The sequence below is a fragment of the Pseudomonas sp. S2_C11 genome (genome assembly GCF_054668395.1).
In genome coordinates this window covers 2,416,361-2,440,350 of sequence record NZ_CP162765.1, presented here as the reverse complement: position 1 = coordinate 2,440,350, position 23,990 = coordinate 2,416,361, and the positions used below count along the sequence as shown (strand labels likewise).

The 23,990-nt window shown below is 58.7% G+C and carries 22 protein-coding genes; 7 read left to right on the top strand and 15 right to left on the bottom strand.

Going from position 1 to position 23,990, the window contains the following annotated elements; translation table 11 throughout:
• Positions 1 to 233: 233 nt before the first annotated feature.
• From zapE to AB4N48_RS11040, 3 genes are all read left to right on the top strand, one after another.
• Positions 234 to 1,352, top strand: coding sequence for a cell division protein ZapE (zapE, locus tag AB4N48_RS11050; protein ID WP_353187702.1), 1,119 nt, complete (start codon positions 234 to 236; stop codon positions 1,350 to 1,352).
• Positions 1,353 to 1,369: 17 nt separating this feature from the next.
• Complete coding sequence (locus AB4N48_RS11045) at positions 1,370 to 1,951, top strand: DinB family protein (protein WP_056785884.1); 582 nt, start codon at positions 1,370 to 1,372, stop codon at positions 1,949 to 1,951.
• A gap of 117 nt (positions 1,952 to 2,068) precedes the next feature.
• Positions 2,069 to 2,566 carry a GNAT family N-acetyltransferase gene (locus AB4N48_RS11040; protein WP_024012903.1) on the top strand — a complete coding sequence of 166 codons (498 nt, stop codon included), beginning with the start codon at positions 2,069 to 2,071 and terminating at the stop codon, positions 2,564 to 2,566.
• 116 nt (positions 2,567 to 2,682) lie between these two features.
• Here the strand turns inward: AB4N48_RS11040 and AB4N48_RS11035 are convergent, their stop codons facing one another.
• The 3 genes from AB4N48_RS11035 to AB4N48_RS11025 form a co-directional block, all read right to left on the bottom strand.
• The gene (locus tag AB4N48_RS11035) at positions 2,683 to 2,892 is read right to left on the bottom strand and encodes a hypothetical protein (protein WP_252869506.1); all 210 of its coding nucleotides are present in this window, start codon (positions 2,890 to 2,892) and stop codon (positions 2,683 to 2,685) included.
• A 176-nt stretch (positions 2,893 to 3,068) separates the two neighbouring features.
• Positions 3,069 to 4,811, bottom strand: a complete 1,743-nt coding sequence (locus AB4N48_RS11030) for a phosphoethanolamine transferase CptA (protein ID WP_252869507.1) — start codon at positions 4,809 to 4,811, stop codon at positions 3,069 to 3,071.
• Between the two features lie 211 nt (positions 4,812 to 5,022).
• Positions 5,023 to 5,205: a DUF6026 family protein gene (locus tag AB4N48_RS11025; protein ID WP_016774671.1), complete on the bottom strand. Its 183-nt coding sequence runs from the start codon at positions 5,203 to 5,205 to the stop codon at positions 5,023 to 5,025.
• A 275-nt stretch (positions 5,206 to 5,480) separates the two neighbouring features.
• On the opposite strand from AB4N48_RS11025, the gene gnd reads away from it, so the two are divergent.
• The 3 genes from gnd to AB4N48_RS11010 are packed head-to-tail and all read left to right on the top strand — an operon-like array spanning position 5,481 to position 8,799.
• Entirely contained in the window at positions 5,481 to 6,461 is a 981-nt protein-coding gene (gnd, locus tag AB4N48_RS11020; RefSeq protein WP_095179978.1) for a phosphogluconate dehydrogenase (NAD(+)-dependent, decarboxylating), read from the top strand.
• Positions 6,458 to 7,981, top strand: a complete 1,524-nt coding sequence (gene zwf, locus AB4N48_RS11015; RefSeq protein ID WP_460095428.1) for a glucose-6-phosphate dehydrogenase — start codon at positions 6,458 to 6,460, stop codon at positions 7,979 to 7,981. The genes gnd and zwf overlap by 4 nt, the downstream gene beginning before the upstream one ends.
• Positions 7,978 to 8,799, top strand: a complete 822-nt coding sequence (locus AB4N48_RS11010; protein ID WP_460095427.1) for an HAD family hydrolase — start codon at positions 7,978 to 7,980, stop codon at positions 8,797 to 8,799. The genes zwf and AB4N48_RS11010 overlap by 4 nt, the downstream gene beginning before the upstream one ends.
• 160 nt (positions 8,800 to 8,959) lie before the next feature.
• Here AB4N48_RS11010 and nhaB read toward each other — a convergent pair whose 3' ends face one another.
• From nhaB to AB4N48_RS10995, 3 genes are all read right to left on the bottom strand, one after another.
• Entirely contained in the window at positions 8,960 to 10,462 is a 1,503-nt protein-coding gene (gene nhaB, locus AB4N48_RS11005; protein ID WP_460095426.1) for a sodium/proton antiporter NhaB, read from the bottom strand.
• An 88-nt stretch (positions 10,463 to 10,550) separates the two neighbouring features.
• A complete protein-coding gene (locus AB4N48_RS11000) occupies positions 10,551 to 11,840 on the bottom strand; it encodes an NHL repeat-containing protein (protein ID WP_460095425.1) in 1,290 nt (429 codons plus the stop codon).
• A gap of 263 nt (positions 11,841 to 12,103) precedes the next feature.
• Positions 12,104 to 12,370, bottom strand: a complete 267-nt coding sequence (locus tag AB4N48_RS10995) for a hypothetical protein (RefSeq protein WP_016774677.1) — start codon at positions 12,368 to 12,370, stop codon at positions 12,104 to 12,106.
• A gap of 520 nt (positions 12,371 to 12,890) precedes the next feature.
• Between AB4N48_RS10995 and AB4N48_RS10990 the strand changes: the two genes are divergently transcribed.
• Complete coding sequence (locus AB4N48_RS10990) at positions 12,891 to 14,216, top strand: sigma-54 dependent transcriptional regulator (protein WP_041479695.1); 1,326 nt, start codon at positions 12,891 to 12,893, stop codon at positions 14,214 to 14,216.
• Between the two features lie 99 nt (positions 14,217 to 14,315).
• Here AB4N48_RS10990 and AB4N48_RS10985 read toward each other — a convergent pair whose 3' ends face one another.
• The 9 genes from AB4N48_RS10985 to pnuC form a co-directional block, all read right to left on the bottom strand.
• Positions 14,316 to 16,526: a hypothetical protein gene (locus tag AB4N48_RS10985; RefSeq protein ID WP_460095423.1), complete on the bottom strand. Its 2,211-nt coding sequence runs from the start codon at positions 16,524 to 16,526 to the stop codon at positions 14,316 to 14,318.
• Between the two features lie 226 nt (positions 16,527 to 16,752).
• Positions 16,753 to 18,069: a hypothetical protein gene (locus tag AB4N48_RS10980; protein WP_041479694.1), complete on the bottom strand. Its 1,317-nt coding sequence runs from the start codon at positions 18,067 to 18,069 to the stop codon at positions 16,753 to 16,755.
• A 45-nt stretch (positions 18,070 to 18,114) separates the two neighbouring features.
• Complete coding sequence (locus tag AB4N48_RS10975; protein ID WP_041479693.1) at positions 18,115 to 18,861, bottom strand: hypothetical protein; 747 nt, start codon at positions 18,859 to 18,861, stop codon at positions 18,115 to 18,117.
• A 43-nt stretch (positions 18,862 to 18,904) separates the two neighbouring features.
• The gene (locus AB4N48_RS10970) at positions 18,905 to 19,585 is read right to left on the bottom strand and encodes a C39 family peptidase (protein ID WP_024012915.1); all 681 of its coding nucleotides are present in this window, start codon (positions 19,583 to 19,585) and stop codon (positions 18,905 to 18,907) included.
• 64 nt (positions 19,586 to 19,649) lie between these two features.
• The gene (locus tag AB4N48_RS10965; RefSeq protein ID WP_460095422.1) at positions 19,650 to 20,642 is read right to left on the bottom strand and encodes a heme utilization protein; all 993 of its coding nucleotides are present in this window, start codon (positions 20,640 to 20,642) and stop codon (positions 19,650 to 19,652) included.
• A gap of 73 nt (positions 20,643 to 20,715) precedes the next feature.
• A complete protein-coding gene (locus AB4N48_RS10960) occupies positions 20,716 to 21,288 on the bottom strand; it encodes a hypothetical protein (RefSeq protein WP_041479691.1) in 573 nt (190 codons plus the stop codon).
• 1 nt (position 21,289) lies between these two features.
• Positions 21,290 to 21,739 carry a hypothetical protein gene (locus tag AB4N48_RS10955; RefSeq protein WP_150742105.1) on the bottom strand — a complete coding sequence of 150 codons (450 nt, stop codon included), beginning with the start codon at positions 21,737 to 21,739 and terminating at the stop codon, positions 21,290 to 21,292.
• A gap of 331 nt (positions 21,740 to 22,070) precedes the next feature.
• Complete coding sequence (locus tag AB4N48_RS10950; RefSeq protein WP_236168848.1) at positions 22,071 to 22,595, bottom strand: AAA family ATPase; 525 nt, start codon at positions 22,593 to 22,595, stop codon at positions 22,071 to 22,073.
• Entirely contained in the window at positions 22,592 to 23,155 is a 564-nt protein-coding gene (gene pnuC, locus AB4N48_RS10945; protein WP_236168847.1) for a nicotinamide riboside transporter PnuC, read from the bottom strand. The genes AB4N48_RS10950 and pnuC overlap by 4 nt, the downstream gene beginning before the upstream one ends.
• Positions 23,156 to 23,990 lie beyond the last annotated feature (835 nt).

Here is a 23,990-nt window from a genome sequence, read left to right as displayed (position 1 = left end):
GGAAGAGGGCGGCGAGGGCAACGAGCAATAACTGCCTGAAAGGTCAGGTTTTGTTGCCTCTCCCTTGTTCTGATCGTTCCCATGCTCCGCGTGGGAATGCAGCCCGGGACGCTCCGCGTCCCTTCCAGAGCTGGAACGCGGAGCGTCCCTTGAGGCATTCCCACGCAGAGCGCGGGAACGATCATGCGTGCCTCGACCAGCAATGGCCAATCGCCCGTGGCATACTCCCGCGCATGACTTTCGACTCCCCCCTCAGTGCCTGGCAATACGCAGTCGACCACAAGGGTTTCATCCAGGATGAAGCTCAGGAACACGCGGTCTGGGCGTTACAGAAATGCCATGAAGCCTTGCACGCCGGTGCCCCTTCGATCAGCGGCGTGTACCTGTGGGGGCCGGTCGGGCGCGGCAAGACCTGGCTGATGGATCAGTTCTATCAGAGCCTGCGCGTGCCGGCGCGGCGTCAGCACTTTCATCACTTCATGGGCTGGGTGCATCAGCGTTCGTTTCAACTCAGTGGCATCGCCGATCCGTTGCGCGCTTTGGCCAAAGAGCTGGCCGCTGAAGTGCGCGTGCTGTGCTTCGATGAACTGTTCGTCAATGACATCGGCGACGCCATCATTCTCGGCCGGCTGTTTCAAGTGATGTTCGAGGAAGGCGTAGTGGTGGTCTGCACGTCCAACCTGCCGCCTGATGACCTGTACGCGGACGGCTTCAATCGCGACCGTTTCACGCCGGCGATTGCGGCGATCAAGGCACACATGACAGTGGTGGCGGTGAATGGCGCCGAGGATCATCGCTTGCATCCCGGAGCGATCGAGCAGCGCTATTTTGTCAACAAGGCCGATTCGCCCTGCGCACTGAGTGCCGTGTTCAAGTCGCTGGCTGCAGATGAGACTGTCAGCGATGAGCCAGTCGCCGTGGGCCACCGCACACTCAACGTCGTGCAAGCCAGCGAATCGGTGCTGTGGTGCCGCTACAGCGATCTGTGCGAACAACCTTTCGCCGCCATGGACTTCATTGCCCTGTGTGATCGCTACCGGGCTATTCTGTTGAGCGAAGTGCCGAACCTCAGCGCACAAAAACGCGAAGGGCGCATTGCGCGGGGCACCGAAGATGGCGCTGAGCGCGTGGTCGCCGGTGACCGGGAATTGCCGCAGTTATCGGTGCATGACGACGGCGTTCGCCGCTTTATCGCGCTGGTCGACGAATGCTACGACCGCAAGGTGCCGCTGTACGTCGAGGCAAGCGTACCGATGGACGCGCTATACACCGAGGGCTACCTGGAATTCCCGTTCCGCCGCACCCTCAGCCGTTTGCAGGAGATGCAATTGCAGCGCTTCGCTGAAGCCTGAAAGAAGAGGGCGCCGACATGAGTCAACCGCTGTCCCATCATTTGCTGACCATGGCCTATCAGAATGCCTGGGCCAATCACCGCCTGGCAAAGGCCTGGAGCCAGCTCGACACCACTGAACTGGCGGCGCCACGGGTGAGCTTCTTCCCCAGCATCCGCCTCACGCTCAACCACATCCTCACTTGCGACTGGTTCTACGTCGACGCGCTGGAGCGGGAATTGCGCGGTGACGAGCCACACCCTGATTGCTATGTTTTCTTCAATGCAGACGAGCCGTTTACCGAGGCTGCGGCGCTGCGTGCAGAACAGGCCCGCGTTGATCGCCGCCTGATCGCCTATTGCGAGCAACTGCGCGATGCCGACCTGTCGAGAATCGTCACCATCGCCCGTGACATGCCGCAACATGACAGCCGCCTGCGCATGCTCTCGCACCTGTTCGAGCACCAGCTCCATCATCGTGGCCAGGTGCACGCCATGCTCAGCGGCACGGCGGTCAAGCCACCGCAACTGGATGAATTTTTCTGTGTCGGCGAAAGCGCATTGCGTGCCGAAGATTTCGCCGAACTGGGCTGGACCGAAGAGCTGATCTGGGGCCACTGACCGCAAAAGATCGCAGCTTTTCAAGTTGCCCTCTCCGGCGCACCCAAGCTAAGGTCCCCCCCAGGCCTTTCAGCTAGCACCTTGCGCGCCGGGGCTTTTTGCTTATCGGGGATGGAAATGGATTCCGCAGAAATACTCGTACTTCAGGCCAGCTACAGCAACCCGGTGCACGCCGAAGCCATCGGCATCGTGCTCAACCACTACGCCGAAGATCCCATGGGCGGTGGTCATCCGATCGCGCCCGAACTGCTGCAACGCCTGCCCGAAGAACTCGCCCGCCGCCCGCATGCCTTCAGCGTGCTGGCCTTCGTCGGCGGCGAACCGGCCGGGCTGGTCAACTGCTTTGAAGGCTTCTCGACTTTCGCCTGTAAACCGCTGGTCAACGTTCACGACGTCGCCGTGGTCGGCAAATTTCGTGGCCTTGGGCTCAGTCAGAAAATGCTGCAGAAAGTTGAAGAAATCGCTCGTCAGCGTGGCTGCTGCAAGATCACCCTGGAAGTGTTGGAAGGCAATGCGGTGGCGCAGGGTTCATATCGCAAATTCGGCTTTGCACCGGGGATGTTCAATCCAGATCACGGGCGGATGCTGTTCTGGATAAAGGATTTGCAGGCCTGAAGGCTCCTCACCGCCAATCACCAACATAAAAAAAGGCGCCCCGATCAGGGCGCCTGAACTGTCATCTCCCGGGCCAGAGCGGAGCCACGGAAGGTCCATCGGTTGCTCGGTAAAGCTCAGTCGCGATAGGACTCGGTCACCTGCGCCGTCTGGTCAGCAGGGACGCGGATTTCTTTCGCGCTGGCGTCGGTCTTCTGCTCGCTTTGCGCGTGCTGGACCGGGAAATTGTCGTAGTAATAACGCATACGTTCGGCACCGCCTTCAGCGAAGGCGCTGGTGGAGCCGAGGGCTAGCAGGGTGGTGAAGATGATAGTGGTGGTTTTCATGGTGCCTCCTACTGAACAAGTGGGAGTCGGTTCGTCCGTGAAGCAGACCGCGAAAGAAGTCTGCGTCGCGGCCATTAACAATGGGTTAACGCTGGTTCAGCACAAATATTGCGGCGTATTACAGAAACAACGCGGTCGATAGGCACAAAAAAGGGCCTTCTCGGCCCTTTGTCGTTTTACTTCTGCGCGACTTCCGCCGGATCAGGGTGTTTGGGCTTCATCAAACTGAAGTCAATCAACGCTCGCCTCGGCGCCTGGTACGGGTCGCCAATCAACAGCTTGCGCGGTACAAAGCTGTCGCTGACCAGGCTCTTGCTGCGATCCAGTTCATCGGAACTCAACCCGGCCAGATCCGCCCAGGTGTGAATGAGTTGCGAGCTGCTGTACGGGCGGCTGAGGTCGCCGGCGAAGTTCCAGTCGTGGTTTTCCTTCCACTTCGGCGAGGCCCAGGCCATGAACGGGATGGTGTACATCGGCGCGGTCGGTTTGTTTTCGTTGCGCCCCAGCGTGCCGTGACCGGCGGAGTCGAAGACATCTTCACCGTGGTCGGAGAGGTACAGCAGGAAGCCATTCGGGTCGGTCTTGGCGTAGTCCTTGATCAGGCTTGAGACCACGAAGTCGTTGTACAGCACCGCGTTGTCGTAGCTGTTGTAGGTCGGTACCTGATCGTCACGCACGCCAGCCGGAACGCCCTGGCGATCCTTGAACTTGTCGAACGTCGGCGGATATCGGTACTGGTAGCTCATGTGCGTGCCGAGCAGATGCACGACGATCAGCTTGCGCGGCGCCGCATCGGCCAGCGCCTTGTTGAACGGCTCGATGACGTCGCCATCGTACTGCGCCGAGTTCTGGTTGCGGTTGTTGTTCAGGTACACCTGCTCGTCGGCCTGTTCGGAGAAGGTCGTGAGCATGGTGTTGCGCTTGGTCATGGTCTGCTGGTTGGTGATCCAGAACGTCTTGTAACCGGCCTGTTTCATCACGCTGACCAGCGATGGCGTCGACAGGTACAGGTCGGGGTTCTGCTCGTCAGCGAAGGTCAACACTTGCTGCAGCGCTTCGATGGTGTACGGGCGCGGAGTGATGACGTTGTCGAAGATCGCCAGTTGATCCTTGAGTTTGTCCAGTTCCGGCGTGGTGTTGCGCGGATAACCGTAGAGGCTCATGCGCTGGCGGTTGGTCGATTCACCGATGACCAGCACCAGCGTCGCCGGTTGCCCGGGCGAGGCGTCCTTGAGGTTTTTCAGCGGCGGGATCTTGCTGGCACTGTCGAGCATGCCTTGCATGTCCCCCAGCGTTTCCAGATAGCGGTGATACGCCACGGCCATCTGCCACGGCACGGCGGGCTCGATGCGGGTTTCGAATTTCTCGAAGCCTTCGGCGAAATTGCCCATGCGCATGGTTTGTTTGATCAGCGGGTAGCCGGCGACGGCGATCACGATTGCGGTGGCTGCAACCAGTGCGCGACCACGGGGCATGTACACCGGGCGCAGCCGCGTCCACAGAAAGTAGGCGAACGCGGTATGGGCGAGGAACGCCGGGATCATCCACCAGGCGAAATACTGCGTCATGTACTCGCCCGCTTCCGACACGTTCGACTCGAACATGATGAAGATGACGCTCTGCGAGAATTCCTGCTGATAAATGAAGAAGTAACCCAGGCTGGCCATCGAGCAAGCCCACAGCACCACACCGATGATTGCCGCAAGCAGACGCGTCTGTTTGGGGAACAGCAGCATCGGCGCCAGCCACAGCGCGCTCATCACGAATGCCTGACGAAATCCCGTGAAACCAGACGTGCCGGTCAGCTGGATCAGCAGTTGAGTGATGCCCGAGAAGTACCAGAAGAAGACGAACAACCAGATGAATCCGGCCCAGTCGAAACCGGTCGCAGTCGTTTTGCTGCGTTTGAACAATGCCATTCAGCGCTCCAGCTCAATCATCAGACCCACGCCGGAAACGCTTCCATGACACCGACGAACAGAGGCCGTACACGCAGGCACGGCCAGAATGGGGCGAAGTATCCCCAAGGGCTTGTGAAAGATTTGTTAAGCGCCGCTGTTGGTGTGTATCAAGCGGTCAGAGGTGCAACGTGTCGGGAACGACGAGGGCCGTTCCCGAAGCAGGCGGGGATCAGGCGTGGGGTGCGCGCTGCACAACCGGACGCGGTTGCGGCTGCGAGCCCTGGGTCAATGCGCGCAATTGCGCCAATTCGTGCTTCAACTGGTCGCGCTCGTCTTTCAACTGGCGCAATTCATCGCGACGGATCGTAACGTAGAGGGTTTGTGGCGGCATTGCTGTATGTACTGTGCCCATTGCTCACCTCGCAAATGGCGTGCATCAACTGTAAGTCACTCCTCGTTTTGAGGCGCTTGACTTACTATCGGCGCCAATTTTGATTTCTTTTGCCCTGGAAGGGAACTTTTTTATTTTTCATGGTCGGTGTGTCTTCGGCAGGATTCGGGGCGTTATCACTCTGGATCGGGCACAATGCCCGGAAACTTCATCGCAACGCTCTGGACTAACCTCCATCAGTCGCGTTGGGCTATAACCAATGACACACATTTATTTGTAGTAAGGAGCATCAGCACATGCAACTCGGGATTATTGGACTGGGCCGCATGGGCGGCAATATTGCGCGACGTCTGATGCTCAACGGGCACACCACCGTTGTTTACGACCGCAATACCGCTTTCATCGATAACCTGGTCGCCGAGGGCTCCACCGGCGTCGCCGACTTGCCAGCACTGGTTGCCGGCCTCGACAAGCCGCGTGCTGTCTGGGTCATGCTGCCGGCTGGCGCGCCGACCGAAGACACCATCAACACCCTGAGCGAACTGCTCGAACCCGGCGATACCATCATCGACGGCGGCAACACCAACTATAAGGACGACATTCGCCGGGCCAAAACGCTGAACGACAAGGGCCTGCACTACATCGACGTCGGCACCTCCGGCGGCGTCTGGGGCCTGGAACGCGGTTATTGCATGATGATCGGTGGCGATGCCGAAACCGTGCAGCGTCTCGATCCGCTGTTCGCCGCACTGGCGCCGGGCATGGGCGACATTCCGCGCACCAAGGATCGCAAGTCCGATGACCACCGCGCCGAGCATGGCTACATCCACGCCGGTCCCGCCGGCGCCGGGCACTTCGTGAAGATGATTCACAACGGCATCGAGTACGGCATGATGGCCGCGTTCGCCGAGGGCTTCGATATTCTCAAGACCAAATCCAGCGAACGTTTGCCGGAAGATCAGCGATTTGATCTGAACGTGGCCGATATCGCTGAAGTCTGGCGTCGTGGCAGCGTGGTGTCGTCGTGGTTGCTCGACCTGACTGCCGACGCACTGGCCAGTGATCCGAAGCTCGACGGTTTCTCCGGTTCCGTGGCTGACAGCGGCGAAGGGCAATGGACCATCGAAGCGGCCATGGAGCAAGCGGTGCCGGTACCGGTGCTGTCCAACTCGCTGTTCTCCCGTTACCGCTCGCGCGGGCAGGGCACCTTCGGTGACAAGATCCTGTCGGCACAACGCTTCGGCTTCGGCGGCCACGTGGAGACCGCGAAAAAATGACCCGTACGATCCGCAGAAAATCCAAGGCAGAACCCGCACCACCGACCACGCTGTTCCTGTTCGGTGCCCACGGCGACCTGGTCAAGCGCCTGCTCATGCCGGCGCTGTACAACCTCAGTCGCGACGGTCTGCTCGACGAAAACCTGCGGATCGTCGGCGTTGATCACAACGCCATTACCGATGAAGCCTTTGCGCAGAAGCTCGAAGACTTCATCCGTACCGAAGTGGCGGCGAAGGTCGGCAAGGGCGATCAGATGCTTGATCCGGTCTTGTGGGCCAAGCTCGCCAAAGGCATCAGCTACGTCCAGGGCGACTTCCTCGACGACAGCACCTATTCAGCCCTGGCGGCGAAAATCGCCGACAGCGGCACCGGCAATGCGGTGTTCTACCTGGCCACCGCGCCACGTTTTTTCAGTGAAGTGGTGCGCCGCCTCGGCAGCGCCGGTTTGCTGGAAGAAACCCCCGAAGCGTTCAGAAGAGTGGTGATCGAGAAGCCGTTCGGCTCCGATCTGCACACCGCCGAAGCCTTGAACGCGTGCCTGCTCAAGGTCATGAGCGAGAAGCAGATCTACCGCATCGACCATTACCTGGGCAAGGAAACCGTGCAGAACATCCTGGTCAGCCGGTTCTCCAACAGCCTGTTCGAAGCGTTCTGGAACAATCATTACATCGACCACGTGCAGATCACTGCGGCGGAAACTGTCGGTGTGGAAACCCGTGGCAGCTTTTACGAACACACCGGCGCACTGCGCGACATGGTGCCCAATCACCTGTTCCAGCTGTTGGCCATGGTGGCCATGGAACCGCCGGCTGCTTTCGGCGCTGACGCGGTGCGCGGCGAGAAGGCCAAAGTGGTCGGGGCGATTCGTCCCTGGTCGACGGAAGAAGCCCGGGCCAACTCGGTGCGCGGCCAGTACAGTGCCGGCGAGCGCGATGGCCAGCCATTAAAGGGTTATCGCGAAGAAGCCAACGTGTCGCCCGACAGCACCACGGAAACCTACGTGGCGCTGAAGGTGATGATCGATAACTGGCGCTGGGTCGGCGTGCCGTTCTATCTGCGCACCGGCAAGCGCATGAGCGTGCGCGACACCGAGATCGTCATCTGCTTCAAACCAGCGCCGTACGCACAGTTCCGCGACACCGAAGTCGACGAGTTGCAGCCGACTTATCTGCGCATCCAGATCCAGCCAAACGAAGGCATGTGGTTCGACCTGCTGGCCAAGCGCCCGGGGCCGGCGCTGAATATGGCGAACATCGAGTTGGGCTTTGCCTACAAGGACTTCTTCGAGATGCAGCCTTCCACCGGCTACGAAACCTTGATCTACGACTGCCTGACCGGTGATCAGACGCTGTTCCAGCGTGCCGACAACATCGAGAACGGTTGGCGAGCCGTGCAGCCTTTCCTTGATGCCTGGCAGCAGGACGCCAGCATCGAGACGTATGCGGCCGGCGAAGATGGCCCGCAAGCCGCCGAAGATCTGCTGACTCGCGATGGTCGCGTCTGGCACGGCCTGGGATGAGTGATTTGCCAAAACAACCCATACGTTTTCTGCTCAGCGACATGGACGGCACACTGTTGCTGCCGGATCACACGCTGAACCAACGCACCATCGAAGCCGTGCGCTCGCTGCGCGATGCCGGCGTGCTGTTCAGCCTCGCCAGTGGCCGTCCGCCGAAAGCCATGTTGCAGCAGATCGAGGCGCTAGGCGTTGATCTGCCGACAGCGGCGTTCAATGGCGGCACCATCGTCAAACCGGACGGCACTTTGTTGGCTGCGCATTATTTGCCGGCGACCACAGCGCTGATCGCACTGGCACTGTTTGCCGATCAACCGGAGGTGGAAATCTGGGTGTTCAGCGGCGGCGACTGGCTGCTCAAGGACCCGCACGGGCCGATGGTGCCGCGTGAACAGAGTGGCCTCGGCTATCCGCCGGTGGTGGTCGAGAGTTTTGAACCGTATCTGGAGCGCATCGACAAGATCGTCGCTACCAGCAACAACACTGAGTTGCTGATTGAGCTGGAGGCGCAGCTCCTGCCCAAGGTCAACGGCATGGCGCAAGTGTCGCGCTCGCAGCCGGTGTATCTCGACGTTACGGCGCTTGAGGCCAACAAAGGCACGGCACTGACGACCATCGCCGAATACCTCGGCGTGCCGCTGGAGCAAACCGCTGTCATCGGCGACGGCGGCAACGACCCGGCGATGTTCAAATGCGCTGGCTTTTCGATTGCCATGGGCCAGGCGGAAGAGGCGGTGAAGCACCAGGCTGATGTCGTTACAGCGCCAAACACTGAAGACGGCGTGGTCCTGGCGATCGAGAAATACATCCTCACGCACTGACCCAACACCAAAACCAATGTGGGAGCGAGCCTGCTCGCGAAGGCGGTGTGTCATTCAACAGATTCGTTGCCTGACACGACCTCTTCGCGAGCAGGCTCGCTCCCACAGGTTTTCGCGGCGCGTGCAAACCCCGGTAACCCACAGGTTTATTCAGTGTTGCTTAGAGCCAATAGCTCACCGCATACCAGCCCAGCAGTCCCATCACCACGGTATACGGCACCGCCATCCACACCATGCGCCCGTATGACAACCGCACCAGCGGTGCAATCGCCGAGGTCAGCAGGAACAGAAACGCTGCCTGACCATTCGGTGTCGCCACGCTCGGCAGGTTGGTGCCGGTATTGATCGCAATCGCCAATGTCTCGAAGTGCTCGCGAGTCATGTGCCCTGCGAGAAAAGCCTGTTTCACTTCGGTAATGTAAATGGTCGCAACGAATACGTTGTCGCTGATCGCCGAGAGCAAGCCGTTGGCGATGAACAACATGCCCGGCTGTTGATCCATCGGCAGCGCCAAGACCCACTCGATCAGTGGGACGAACAGATGCTGATCGTGAATGACCGCCACCACGGCAAAAAACACCACCAGCAGTGCAGTAAACGGCATGGCGTCCTTGAACGCGCTGCCCAGACGATGCTCGTCGGTGATCCCGGTAAACGCGGTGATCAACACGATTACCATCAACCCGATCAGGCCAACTTCAGCCAAGTGAAACGCCAGGCATCCAATCAGGATCAGCGCCGCCGCCCCTTGCACCAGCAGCGCCGCCGTCTGACGAGGTGTGCGTTTGGCGTTGTCCTCGGCAGCGTAGTTGGCCAACACAGCGCGGACGTTGTCCGGCAGCAGCGTGCCGTATCCGAACCAGCGCAGCTTCTCCAGCAGCACGCAAGTAACCAGACCCGCCACCAGTACCGGCAGCGATACCGGGGCAACCTTGGTGAAGAACTCACCGAAATGCCAGCCCATCTCATGACCGATCAGCAGGTTCTGCGGCTCACCGACCAAGGTGCAAACCCCACCGAGCGCTGTGCCGACCGCACCGTGCATCAACAGGCTGCGCAGGAAAGCGCGGAATTGATTCAAGTCCTCATGGTGTCGCGACGGTAAATGCTCATCGTCAGCGAATTCACTGTCCTTGCGCGGATCATTGCCCGACGCGACGCGGTGATACACCGAGTAAAAGCCGACAGCCGCACTGATGATCACCGCCGTCACGGTCAGCGCATCCAGAAACGCAGAGAGGAACGCTGACAAGAAGCAGAACATCAGCGCCAGAATCGCTTTCGAGCGCACGCCCAACAGGAGCCGCGAGAAGAGAAGCAGCAGCAGATCTTTCATGAAGTAGATGCCGGCAACCATGAACATCAGCAGCAGGATCACCGGAAAGTTGTGCAGCAACTCATCGTAAAGCGCTTGCGGCGTGGTCATCTTCAACAGCAACGCTTCAATCAACAGCAGGCCGCCAGGCATCAACGGATAACACTTGAGGGCCATGGCCAGGGTGAAGATGAATTCGATCACCAGCAACCAGCCTGCGGCGACCGGCCCGACGGTGAACAGCACCACGGCGTTGAGAATGAGAAAACCGACGATGGTCGCCTTGTACCAGCGTGGCGATTGCCCGAGGAAGTTGTGCGCGAACGCCTGGGCGATTGAACCGGACATCGGCTGCTCCTTTTATTTAGAAGCGCGAAAGTTGCCGGATGTTTCAAGGAAGATCAAGTCGCCGATAACCTCGATTCTGTTGAATGCTCTATGGATTCAGATAACGCGCAACCATTGCTCGGTAGTTGCCATCCAGCGAATAGCCACCTACCACAATCGCCCCGTCAGTATGTACGGTCAGTGAATTGGCGGTATCGAGACTTCGCCCCAGTCGCGTGCGCAACCAGCCATGGCCCTCACCGAACGCTGGATCAAGGCTGCCATCGAGTTGATAGCGCGCCACCATGAAGTCAGCTTCGACTCCGCCGATGGTCGCGCCCAAGGCGACGATGCGGCCGTCGCTCATTTGCTGGGCGGCGTTCCATTGGCATCCGCTGGGGCCGATGTCCAACACCTGTGGCTGGCCATGATGACAGTGCAGGTCCGGTCGACCGTTGGCGTGCAGGACAAACGTCAAACAGCGGATTGGATCGCGGCTGCTGCCGAAGCAATAAAGCCTGTCGTCGGACTCAATAATCTGGCTGACCTGAGCGCTGTTGCCGTGAGCCTTGAAGGCCATGAAGCCATCGACGGCGAAGCGCTCGTCCAGGCTGCCATCGGGCCGATACACCGCCAGCAGGCCTTGCTGAGGAAAGTCGATGGAACCTGCGACGACGATGCGCCCACCCTCCTTCAACAACAGCGTGCTCAGCCAGGTATTGAGCAGCAGGTGGCGGACCACTACAAATCCGCGTCCGTTGAATGATTCGTCGAGAAGGCCATCGGATTGCAGGCGGATCAATATGCCGGCGTGGTCGGCAAGGCTGAAATGATGGTTGGCGATCAGCAGAATACGGCCGTCTTCCTGCACCACAAAGTCACAGGCTTCGACGCCCGGCACGCCCGGCGGCAACCAGTTGTCGCGGGTGCCCATGGACAGCTCGCCGGGCAGTCGCACCACCTGGAAACCGTCATCGCCGAAGAATCGGTCTGGCTGGCCGTTGGCATCGAACAGGGCGAGGGCGGGCAGGGTGCATTGGGTGTCTTCATAATGCAGGCCGGCCAGCAGAATCTTGCCGTCGGCTAACACCTGAACCTTGCCGGCCTTGGCTTCGAAACCCTCGATGAAACTGCCGATCACGCTGCCCTGAAAGCCGAACGACAAATCCGCCGACCCATCGGCCAGCAGCCGCGCGAGGCCAAAACGACTCCCCTTGGATGTACCGACCTTGGCGGCGACCAGAATCCGACCCTGTGCATCGAGCGTGACATGTTGGGTCTGGCTGGACAAACTGCCGGCAAAGTACACCTGCGCAACACCGCCAATGGCGAATGTCGGGTCGAGCGAACCGGGGGCGGCCCATGCAGTAGGCAGCGCGTAAGGGCTCATGGTGGACATGCACGCGTCTCCTTGTGCCTGAGCCGATACCCAGTGGTTGGGAGGCTTACTGCACGAGCGAAACATTCAATCCCTGAACCGCGAGAAGTACAACTGGACGAATAAACAGACGACGGTCGCACTGTGCCAGAACAGTGTCTTGTTGAACCAGTCGCAAGCGAGCCAAGTACTTTGGATGAAACTGCGCTGCAAGTACGTTGCTTATTTGACTACGCATACAACAAGGGCGGATGACTTTAACGTCATCCGCCCTTGTTCGGTTATCAGTGTGGCATCGACCACGATTGCAACTTGTGGCCGTCTTCGCTCAGCTCGGCGCGGGCCTGCTGCAGCAGTTGTTCGAGTTGCGCCGGGTCAGAGTAGGCGCTGCTCGGGATCTGTTTGCGACCGATGTGGGAGTTGGTGCGGTCGACGACGGTCAGGCTCAGTTCGCCATTGCCGTCTTGTGGCGCCCAGGCAACGCATTGAAAAGGCTTGAACGCGTGGTTGGCAATCAAAAGAGCTTCGTTGATACGCAGCGGGGCAGTCATGGGGTCTTCTCTCTATTGGCGCCCAATCAAATGATGTGCCGTCGGTTGGGCTTACCGTGCGGCTGGTTACTTGTACTGATGCACGCAACCGGGGGGCGGGTCACAAGTGAAACAAAGAAATTTCAGATTCTTTACATAACGTAAGTTCGTTTCGTTAAACCTGCACATGTCCGAACACCGCGCTGAATTCACCCCTCACCCCAGCCCTCTCCCCGAGGAGAGGGAGCCGAGTTGTGGGCTTTTCAAACTGGAGTTCGGCTCGGTCTTTCAGATCGGCTGACCTCGCGTATACCTCACCCTAGCCCTCTCCCTCGGGAGAGGGCTAGGGTGAGGGGCAGCTCTTTGATTCACCGCAAATAGTCGATAGCTAACTAACAACCAACTTTCTTATAACTCTTTTAATACCCAGCCTATAAGCAATCGGTACAAGCCCCCGTCAAAATCTTGCTAGTGTTACAACCGGGTCTGCCAAATGACTGTTTTTACGATCATTTATCAAATTTGGCGCCAAGGAACAGTCATGAGCGAAGCTCCTGCATCGAGACGTTTACTGGTGGTCGATCCCTGCGACGACTGTTATCGCCTGTTGCCCGGATTGCGCGCCGTAGGCTGGGATGTCGACAGTTGTAATCTGGAAAACGCCGCATCCCGGGCCTGCGATGTCGGCCTGCTGCGTTTGCAGCCCTACCACCTGGAACGACCCGAAGCCGTCAAAGAGCTGATCAGCCGCAGCGGCACCGAGTGGATCGCCGTGCTCAATCAGGAAGTCCTGCGCTTGCAGAACGTCGGCGATTTCGTTTGTGAATGGTTTTTCGATTTCCACACCTTGCCCTTCGACGTTTCCCGCGTACAGGTCACCCTCGGCCGCGCCTTCGGCATGGCACGCCTGCGCGGGCAGGGTACGATTCATGTCGATCAGCCGGAGCACGAACTGCTCGGCGACAGCAAGCCGATCCGCGAACTGCGCAAACTGCTGAGCAAACTGGCCCCGACCGAATCGCCCGTGCTGATTCGCGGCGAAAGCGGCACCGGCAAGGAACTCGTCGCGCGCACCTTGCACCGCCAATCCCAGCGCCACAACAAACCTTTTGTAGCGATCAACTGCGGGGCGATTCCCGAGCATTTGATTCAGTCAGAATTGTTCGGCCACGAAAAAGGCGCGTTCACCGGCGCGCACCAGCGCAAGGTCGGACGCATCGAAGCGGCCAATGGCGGCACGTTGTTCCTCGACGAAATCGGCGACCTGCCGCTGGAATTGCAGGCCAATCTCCTGCGCTTTCTGCAGGAAAAGCATATTGAACGGGTAGGGGGCAGTCAGCCGATACCGGTGGATGTGCGCGTGTTGGCCGCAACCCACGTTGACCTGGAAGCAGCAATCGAGAAGAAGCGCTTTCGTGAAGACCTTTATTACCGGCTGAACGTCCTGCAAGTGGTCACAGCGCCGTTGCGTGAACGTCATGGCGATCTGTCGATGCTGGCCAACCACTTTTCGCACTTCTACAGCCACGAAACCGGGCGCCGACCAAGAAGCTTCAGCGAAGATGCGTTGATTGCCATGGGCAAGCACGACTGGCCGGGCAATGTGCGCGAGCTGGCTAACCGGGTGAGGCGTGGCTTGGTGTTGGCCGAGGGCCGCCAGATCGAGGCGCGGGATTTGGGGTTGATCAGTCAGCACTCGATCGCAACGCCGATGGGCACGCTGGAAGACTACAAGACCCGGGCGGAACGGCAGGCGTTGTGTGATGTGTTGAATCGGCACAGTGATAATTTAAGTGTGGCCGCGAAAGTTTTAGGGGTTTCGCGGCCTACTTTTTATCGGTTGTTGCATAAGCATCAGATTAGGTGAGTGCAAGAATCAGAATATAAATGCAATTGTTTTTGTTAGGGTGTCACACAAAACATCCAATATAGTGCGTTTGATCTTGCTTCATAATAGGATTGGATTTTAAAATTTCCGCAACCTTATATTTTTGATACGTGTTTGCGCCACAACTCCCCCCACATAAAGGTATAACATTAATGTTTTTGGCGTCTCGTATTTTGCGGCATTAAAACGAAAGTTTTGAGACTGCCAAAGCATAGAGCTGGGTACGTTGAGCTGCGTTTTTTCATTATTCTGCTTGAATATTACAACGCACAGTTCTGTGTTTTTATAATCAAAACTCAACTCATATTGGTCGCCCTCTTCAACTTCTTGGAAACTCTTGACGATCTGAATGGCACTGCGCACCTGTGGGCCAGGTACTGATTCAAGAAAATACTCATTTTCAATAAAGGAAATTCTTGGATGGGAGCCCTCTCCATATTGGACTGCCCAATGGTTCCAATGATAGTTATCAAACGTAGTCAAATCATCCAACCCAGCCTTGACCCCATAACTCCTCACCCGACACGCCACGGCCTCACCCTCAACCGCCCCCGAATGCAATCCCACCTTCAATACAACAGCCAACTTCGAATCAGCCTTACACTCGCGCAACCACTCCACCTCGGCCAAATAATCAAGCCCGGCTCCCTGTTCATGCGCCGCCCCGACAAACTGCTCCTTGACGCGCTCTCCACCACTCGCGAACGTCTCCACGTACCTTAACCAGATCAATAATCCCGCCCGTTGAAACGGCCAGGCACTACACAAAACCTTCGTGTCATCCTCGATCAATCCAACATCCAGCACCTCACCATCAAAACCCTCAAGTTTCGGCATCGGCATGCTCGATTGCAGCAGCTCGCCAATCGCCAACGTCACACTCTGCACAGGCGTCGGCTGGCCATTGACGATCAAGTTGTATTTCAATTCCACACTGCGCTGCAGATTTGCCCCGGTGATAGAAGAATCGATATCGAATTGCACTTTCGACTGTCCCGCCACCGGCTTGTGCTGGGGAGGCACTGAGCCGGCGCCGGGTCTGCCGGCGATTTCCAGTTGCACTTCGTGATTGGCGCCAAACGTCGAAGTGTCAAACACCACGGTAAATCCGCTTTGATGCAGATTCGGGTTCAGCCTGTAATCGGGCGCCTGCACAACCGTCGGCGGTTTCAACTGACTGGCTTCGCCGGTGACCGCGATCACAATGTCATTGGAGGGGCGCGCAGGTGCGCCGGTGCGCAGCAGCTGAAAGCCGACCTTGGCCGAACCGTTGACGATCGCTGTGATCTTGTCGTTCGGGATCGGGAAGTCGTGATGGCCGGGCACGCTGTCGACAGTTTTTTCCAGCGGGCCGACGGTCACGGGCTGTCCTCCAGACGTCGTACCGGCCCAGGTCAGGACGACCTTGTCACCAGCCTGGTAGTCGGCGCCTGTGAAGTAAACCCGGGCGGCGGCGTCGCTCGTGCCCAGTACCTTCAGGTCGATGGTGGTGACGTTCTGGCCGTTGACCCAGATCGTCGGCGCCGGCAAGCGATTGTTCAGATCCACCGAGACGTAAGTGATTTTCGCCCACCGCGCCTTCGGATCCGGCAGATTACCCACCCGGTCGACGACCTGATAGCTCACTTCGATATTGTTGCCGTTGCCTTGCGCCCTGATGACGTCCTCGGTGAAGGTGGCGAAGATCGGATGGTTGACCGGATCGTCGATCTGCTCTCTGGTGACCGGGTAGTACGTCACCACCTGATCACCCCAACGGCACCGAAGGGTGTCGAAGATGGCGATGTTCTCATAGGGTACGATGTTCATGCGGATTCCCCGCTGGGCCAAATCCTCATTCACGCCATTGGACGGATCCGGACTAAGTGTATAGATCAGGCCGGAGTTGCCTTCTTCGCTGTCGCTATCGGTGCCACCTGGTTGTGTGAGTTGGACCCACACACGCCGTACCGGCTCGGAGCTAACCGGGTCCTGACCCAAGCGCTGTACGGTGTAAACGATCAGTGCTTCGCCATTGGTGACTTGACCCTTGGGGACTTTGAATTCGAGCCGCTTATTCAAGTTGCTTTCATCGACCGGAATTGTCCCAACTTCGACGCCATCAAAATACATTTTACAGTTGTCATACATCGCCATCCCTACCCACGGATCTACGATGATCAGCAAATCATTTTCGACGGTCTCGAGCGAAATGCCACCGTCGTAGCCCCCATCCTTCAAAACGGCCTGTTTCAAAACAAAGGGTGGATTTAGAGCGAGAATGCGGTTTTCATCCGGCGTCTGGTTCATGTCGATGCTCCGTTACGGCCTGTTGCAAGGTGCGAGGCGCTGGAGTCATGTAAGCGGATTCAGCGGTAGGGCGCACCTGTCAGATCTGACAGGTGCGGACGTATTTCCGATAAGTGGTCGCGAGTTGCACCAGCAGCGAAAAGCCGACACGTCAAAGGATCGCAGCCTTCGGCAGCGCCTACACGAACTGTAGGAGCTGCCGAAGGCTGCGATCTTTTGCTTTGCTTTAGAAGTAATACGGGAATTTCAGGCTGAACGAAAAGTCCGGGGCATCATCGGTCATGCCGATCGACAAGTTCGGCACGATCGTCAGGTTGTCGGTGGCTGCGATGGTCATGCCGACGTTGAAGTAACCGGCGTTGGCATCACTGGACACTACCGATTCCCAATCGCCGCCGTCCTGTTTCAGCTTGCTTTTGCGTTGCACCAGGTCGGAGACCGAGAACGACATACTCATCTTCTCGTTGAGCGCGAAGGCGATACCGGCGCCGATCTGGAAGCTGTCGCCAATCTTAACCTTGCCCGGGTTTTTCTGATTGACCGTCGAGCTGATGTCGTCGAACGACTCCTCGAGGTTGTGGGTGTAGGAAAGGCTGCCGAACAGCACCGCCGGGTCAAACGTCTTGACCAGCGAGATACCCGGCGTGATCGACCAGACGCCGTTGCCGGTGGGCAGGGTGTCGGGGACGAACAGGTTGGAGTTGGCGTCGGTCTGGCGCAGTTTGATGCCGAACGGGTCTTTGCCGGTCGGCGCCTTGACGCGCAAGGTGACGACGGCGTCCGGGGTGTTGACCGATTCGTCGAGGAACTTGTAGGCGATACCGAAGTTGACGTCGCCGATGGTTGGATCCTTGGTGACGGTTTCTTCTGTTGTTACGCCAGCCGCGCCCTCGTTGCCGCCGCCGGATTGATACGTCGACTCGCGATAGATCACCGGCACGTTCAGGTCGAACTGCCAGCGGTTATCGAAGTTGTAGCGGCCGGTGAGGTCCAGGGTCCAGGTGTCGGCCTTGATCCGGTCGAGGTTGATGTTGCCGAGGAAAATCGAATCCAGCGCAAGGAAACCGTTGAGGATCAACTGGCGGGTGTCGTAGCGCGAATAGGTCAGGCCGGTTTCCACGCTGAACTTGCCGCCGCCGAAGAAACCGCTGGCTTCGTCATACAGGTTGGAAACGCTCTGCGCCGGTTGTGAATCATCGGCCAGCGATTGGCCATAGGAAGCGCCACTGCCCCCGGCGGCGCCTCCCGATGCAGCGGCCGCACCGGTGCCTGTGGCGGCTCCGGCGGCGACGCGATTGCCTTTCATGTCGGACGGCGATTTCGCCAGTCGTTTTGGCGGTGGGGCCGCGGGTGTTTCTTCTACCTGGCGGACCCGTTGTTCAAGTACCGCCAGCGCTTGTTGTTGTTGTTCGTATCGTTGTCTCAGTTCCAGAAGTTCCCGTTTCAGGGCTTCTACATCGGCGTCGGGTGCTGCTTGCAGCATTGCCGCCGGGAGAAGGGTACTCAAACACACTGCGGCACGCAGTGATACTGATCGATACATGAATAAGCCGTCCCTTTAAGCCCAATGATCGAGACTCAGCGTAGTTCAATATCCGATATTGCGTAGGGCCCCGAGTTGGGTCAGGTTGCAATCCAGTGCACCGGCGCTTCTGCCGTTATTGTTCAGTACGACGTTGAGTTGCGTAAGGTTGTTGACCACGTTGGCGCTGCCCAGCAATCGGGTGTTCTGCAGCAGCCCGCCCTGGGCGACTTGTTGCAGTGCCGTGCCTTGATTGCCGCTGGCCTGAATGGCCATTTGCACGCCACCGCCATTGGCTGAAACCGCGACACTGCCGGCGCCGTTGCTGCCAGTAATGGTTTGTCCGGCGATAAGGGCCTGGCCTTGCGACGGGACCAGTGCCGGGGCCTGACTGGCTTCGCTGACGTTGATCGCGACGTTGTTGTTGGCGGTGTTGCCATCGCCGGCGGCGCGTACGCTTTGCGTCACACCCTGGCTGCTGTTGAGGCCGGCGCCACCGATTACGCTGCCGGTGCCTGCGGTGAGGGCGCTGCCGTTGCCCGACTCCTTGATGGTCGAGACGTAGAATTCCGGTTTGACGGTTGCGGCCTGGATCTGCATCGAGGTCGCGGCCCCGATCAAGTCGCCGCTGGCGTTGCGCCAGGTGCTGCTCATGACAATGCCGAAGCTGATGATCCGCCCCGGCATGACGTAACGACCGCGCAGCTCGGCGAGCTCCTGGTCCTTGATTTCGATGGGTTTGAATCCGGCATGGGCTAAACCTGACGCACTCGCTGCCAGGCAGGCGGCGGCCAGCCAGTATGAGCTTTTCATCTGCTGCTCCCGGGACATCCAGTCCCATTCTCTAACTCGGCGATTAAAAGAAGTCGCTCTGAATGAACCCGAAATCCATCAATTCCGCATCTTTGACCGGGTTGAAACTGTCCAGCGAGTTCTTCGCCGTCAGCGGCACCGGAGGGCTGCGCAAGGCGTTGGCCTTGTCGTAACCGGGGCCGACGATGGCAAAGACAATGCCGTTCCAACCTTTGACAAAGTCGTCGTGCTTGTAGCGCTTGTGGCCGAGAACCGGGTCACCGATGTAGACCCAATCCTTGTCCGAACGCTGCAGGACGACGAAATGCTTGTAACCACGAATGTCCATCAGAACCACCACCGGAATGGTCACCGCTTCGAGTTTCTCGGGCGGGATCCGGTAGCCACGGGCGCGCATGCCGATGCTTTCTACGTAGCGCTTCATGTCGAGCATGGAGAAACCCTGGGTTCGCACCAGGTCCTGGTCAGCGTTGACCAGCATGCCTTTGATGATGTGCTCCTCATCGACGTCGAGCCAATAGGCCTGGCGCAGGACCGTCGCCAGTGCAGCAGCGCCGCAGCTGAAGTCGGTTTTCTGTTCGACGATGTCGGCAAACTTGCGCTCACGAATGCTTTGCACGTCCTTGTAAACCAGCACGCCACCCGGCAGGGCAGCCACGGGCATCTGGGCCGCCTGAGTCAGGCCGCACAGACAAAGCAGAGCGAGGAGGGCAGGAGTCCGCATGATCGAATACGCCTTGTGGAACCGAGGAAAAGCCCCGTTGCCGGGGCTTTCGTTTCGATCGCGATTACATGCAGGCTTTGCAACCTGCGGCGATGGACAGCGAGTTGCTTTGTTGGTTGCCCACACCCGCCGAGACGTTGGCTCCGCCGTTGCCGGAGAAGTTGTTCATCGAGTTGGTCATGTTGGCGTTGTTGACGGCAGGGGTTTTCCAGCCATCTTTGGTCAACACTTGTTGGGTGGTGACGCCAGCGAGGCCAAAAGTACCCACGGCTTCGAACTTGGCTTTCTGATCATCGTTGCCACCATGGCCGCCGCCACGGTTACCCCAACCACCATGGTCGTTGTCGTCTTCGATGGTCGCAGTGCCTTTGGCTTTGAACACGCCAGCGGCTGCATAAGTACCGGTAAGGGTGTCGGTTTTGTAAGCCTGCACGCCTTTGTTTTCCACGACCAGGCCAGTCGAGGACTGGTTGGCAGAGGCGGCAGCCTGCGCTACACGACCACCGGAAACGGCGATGGCGAGGTTGTTTTTCTGTTGGTTGAAGTTGCCGGCGGTCACGTTGATGCCGATGTTGCCGGAACCGTTGTTACCAGTATTGGTGAGGTTGGCGTTGTTGAAGGTGGAAGAGTTTTTCACATAGTTGTTGTTGTTCACCTGAGTCGCGCTCGAGGCGGCAACAGCATTGCCGAAGATGAAGCTTTCGTCAGCGGTGGCCAGTGCAGCAGCGTTGTCCTGCTGGTTGCCGTCGCCGCCCGCCACGTTGGCACCCATGTTGCCGTTGGAGCCGTTGAGCGAGTCGCTGGCATTGGCGTTGTTCAGGGTGCCCTGGTTTTTCACCACGTTGCCGTCGCTGTTTTGTGCGTCGAGTACAGCGGCGCCGGCGCCTGCGGTGATCTGCAGCAGTTGTTCAAGATTCGGACCTTGTGGCTGGCCGTGACCATTGCCGTGCCCGTTACCATGACCGTCGTTGTCACCACGGCCGCCAGCCTGTGCTGCCATTGCCATCACTGCTGCGAGTGCGAAAACCAGTGGTTTGAGAGCCATTGTAGGTTTCATGGTTGTTTCTCCGTCGTGCTTATTAGTTGGTTAAGTGTTGGGACTTTTCTAATTGCACTGCTTTTTGTTTGGGTCAGTCTGCGACCCGGATGCTCAGGGTGTTAGCCATGCGGTTCCCCACCCCGGCACTCTGGTTCACCTGGATTACCCCGCGGCTGCCGGTGAAGGCCTGATCACTTGTCGTGACCTGGCGACTGCCGATTGAGGTACCAGTTGCTCCTGAGCTCGGTAAAAACGCCACGTTCTGTTGTGAAAGGGCGCTGTCGTCAACGCTCTGCGGGCCGGCACTGATGCTGACGCGCGTGACGTTGGCCATTTGGTTGTTGGCACCGGCGCCCTGGTTCACGCCGAGGATGCCGTTGCCATTGCTGAAAGAGTTGCCGCCGATGTTGGCGCTCGCGTCGATGGCGCGGCTGGCGGGCGTGTCGATGGTCTGCCTGACGCTGGTAGTGGCATGGGCTTCGGTGCCGATGGCAATCGCCTTGGTGTTGGCTTGTTGCATCTGGTCACCGGCAGCCTGGTTGACATTGAAGTTGCCGCGATACTGAGCGCCGGAATCCTGAATGTTTGCCTTGTTGACTGAAGCCGAATCGGCCATGGCGCTGGTGCAGCCGAGCAGGGCGAGAAGCAGCAGGGTGCGATTCATGTCATTGGCCTCCGGCCATACGAGTCAGAGGCGCCAGCCCGGTGCTCATCGCCCGGTTGACGGTATTGGAGATCGAGGCGCCAGAACCACCGCCGCTGCCAGTGCGCATACCGGGCAGGCCGTTCTGATTGGTCAGGGTGTTCATGCCGGGCAGGTTGGAGCTTGGCGTGGTCATGTTGCCGCGAATCGATGAGCCGCTGGCGACACTGGCGAAATCACCGTCAGTGAGTTCGGTACTGCTGAGGGTCTGGTTGATCCGCGCCGAAGGGTTGGCGTTGACCGTGGTCGGATAGGGGTCTTTGCCGCCATTGCGCCCAATCGCGATGGGTTGAACGTCGCGGTTAAGGACGATCACGCCGTTGCCTTCAGCCTGGGCGCTGACGCTGATCAAAGCGCTGGCGGCTGATCCGATCAGCAGGAGGCAGGTCAGGCCTTTATTGAATTTCCCCACGGCTGCAATTCCTTCTTCAGTGGGCTGGGTTATTCAGCGTTGTGAAGGAGAGAGCGAAAGCTGTGCCGGTTTTGAATTATCTTTTTATTTCAACGGCTTACATGCTTTGGGAAGTTCCCTGTTGCGGGCACTGTTTCAGCGCTGAGACACAGGGCGGATCGCTTGAGGGGCAATGGGCGCCGGAAAGCTCTGGAACAGGGGTTTGCGCCGAGGTGTTTCATCGGCGTAACAGATCACGTGACGCAATGATGAATGACGCTTGGGCGGGGCTTTTGCGCGGTCGGGAGTGTTTCAAAAACGGACAGTTTTGCGTTAAAAGCCGCCGGGCGGCTTATCTGGACAGCAAACGCTCGACCGCCGCAAAGGCTTGTGTCTGGCGTTCGGCCCAATTGCCTTCGATGATTTGTATCGGCTGTTGATGCTGGATTAGCCAGGCGCGGGTGGCCTCGAAGAAGGTCACTCGATCCGCAAGATCCGGTTGGCAGCGCTGGCCGTCTTCGGTCCAGTCGATCTGTTGCGGGGACAGCAGCAGGTGCAGGTCGTAATGGCGCGCCAGTAACTCGGTTTCCAGCCAGGCCGGGCAGTCGCCAAACAGAGTCTGGCTCCAGAGGATGTTGCTCAGCAGGTGGGTGTCGAGAATAAGCAGGGAGGGCTGTTTTGCGCGCGCCTGATCTTCCCATTGCACCTGACCCCGGGCAATGGCCGGGATATCCGCAAGGCAAGTGTCGCGTGGGTTGTCTTCTATGAACCGACGAACATATTCATCAACGCGCACGCCGCCGAAACGCTGCTCCAACCCTGCCGCCAGCCAACTCTTGCCGGTGGATTCCGGGCCGGTGAGAACAACGACTTTCATGTGCGCAACGCCGGATCGGCACGCCATTCCCGCCAGCCTTGCACGGCGAGCAGGGTAAACAGCGCGTAGAGCGCGGCGGTAAGGTACAGGCCTTTATAGATGAACAGGCCGACAAAGATCACATCGAGGACGAACCACAGCGCCCAGCATTGCAGACGTTTTTGCGCCATCCACAGTTGCGCGACCAGACTGAAACCGGTGAGCGCGGCATCGAGCCACGGCTGTGCGGCGTCGGTCCAGTGCGCCATCGCCGCGCCCAGCGACAGGCTGCCGATCGCTCCAAAGCCAAGGCCGAGCAGAATCGAGCGTGCATCGAGGCGGGTAACCTGGCGACCGTCATGCATCGTCCCGGCGCGGGTCCACTGCCACCAGCCGTAGATCTGCAGCGCGGCGTAGATCACTTGCAGCAACATGTCCGAATACAGCTTCACCTCAAAGAAGATCCAGCTGTAGAGCAACACCATGACCAGCCCGATCGGCCAGCACCACGGATTCTGCTTGACCGTCAGCCACACCGCGATGACACCGAGGGCAGCGGCAAACAGTTCAAGCCCGGACATGAGTGATCCTTGGGGGAGTTGAGAAGGGGGCGGATTGTACTGCATTAGTCAGGTCAAAAGCCCCTCACCCTAACCCTCTCCCGGAGGGAGAGGGAACTGACCGCGTTGTTTGGTCGAGGTACGCCGACCTGGAATAACGCGTCGAACGCAGATCATGAAAAGCGCAGTGATCTGCGATCAAAAGCCCCTCACTCTGACCCTCTCCCGGAGGGGAGAGGGGAACTGACCGCGTTGTTTGGTCGAGGTACGCCGACCTGAAATAACGCGTCGAACGCAGATCATGAAAAGCGCAGTGATCTGCGATCAAAAGCCCCTCACCCTAACCCTCTCCCGGAGGGGAGAGGGAACTGATCGCGTTGTTTGGTCGAGGTACGCCGACCTGGAATATCGCGTCGAACGCAGATCATGAAAAGCGCAGTGATCTGCGATCAAAAGCCCCTCACCCTAACCCTCTCCCGGAGGGGAGAGGGAACTGATCGCGTTGTTTGGTCGAGGTACGCCGACCTGGAATATCGCGTCGAACGCAGATCATGAAAAGCGCAGTGATCTGCGATCAAAAGCCCGACCCTAACCCTCTCCCGGAGGGAGAGGGAACTGATCGCGTTGTTTGGTCGAGGTACGCCGACCTGGAATATCGCGTCGAACGCAGATCATGAAAAGCGCAGTGATCTGCGATCAAAAGCCCGACCCTAACCCTCTCCCGGAGGGAGAGGAAACTGACCGCGTTGTTTGGTCGAGGTACGCCGACCTGGAATATCGCGTCGAACGCAGATCATGAAACGCCCAGTGATCTGCGATCAAAAGCCCTTCACCCTAACCCTCTCCCGGAAGGAGA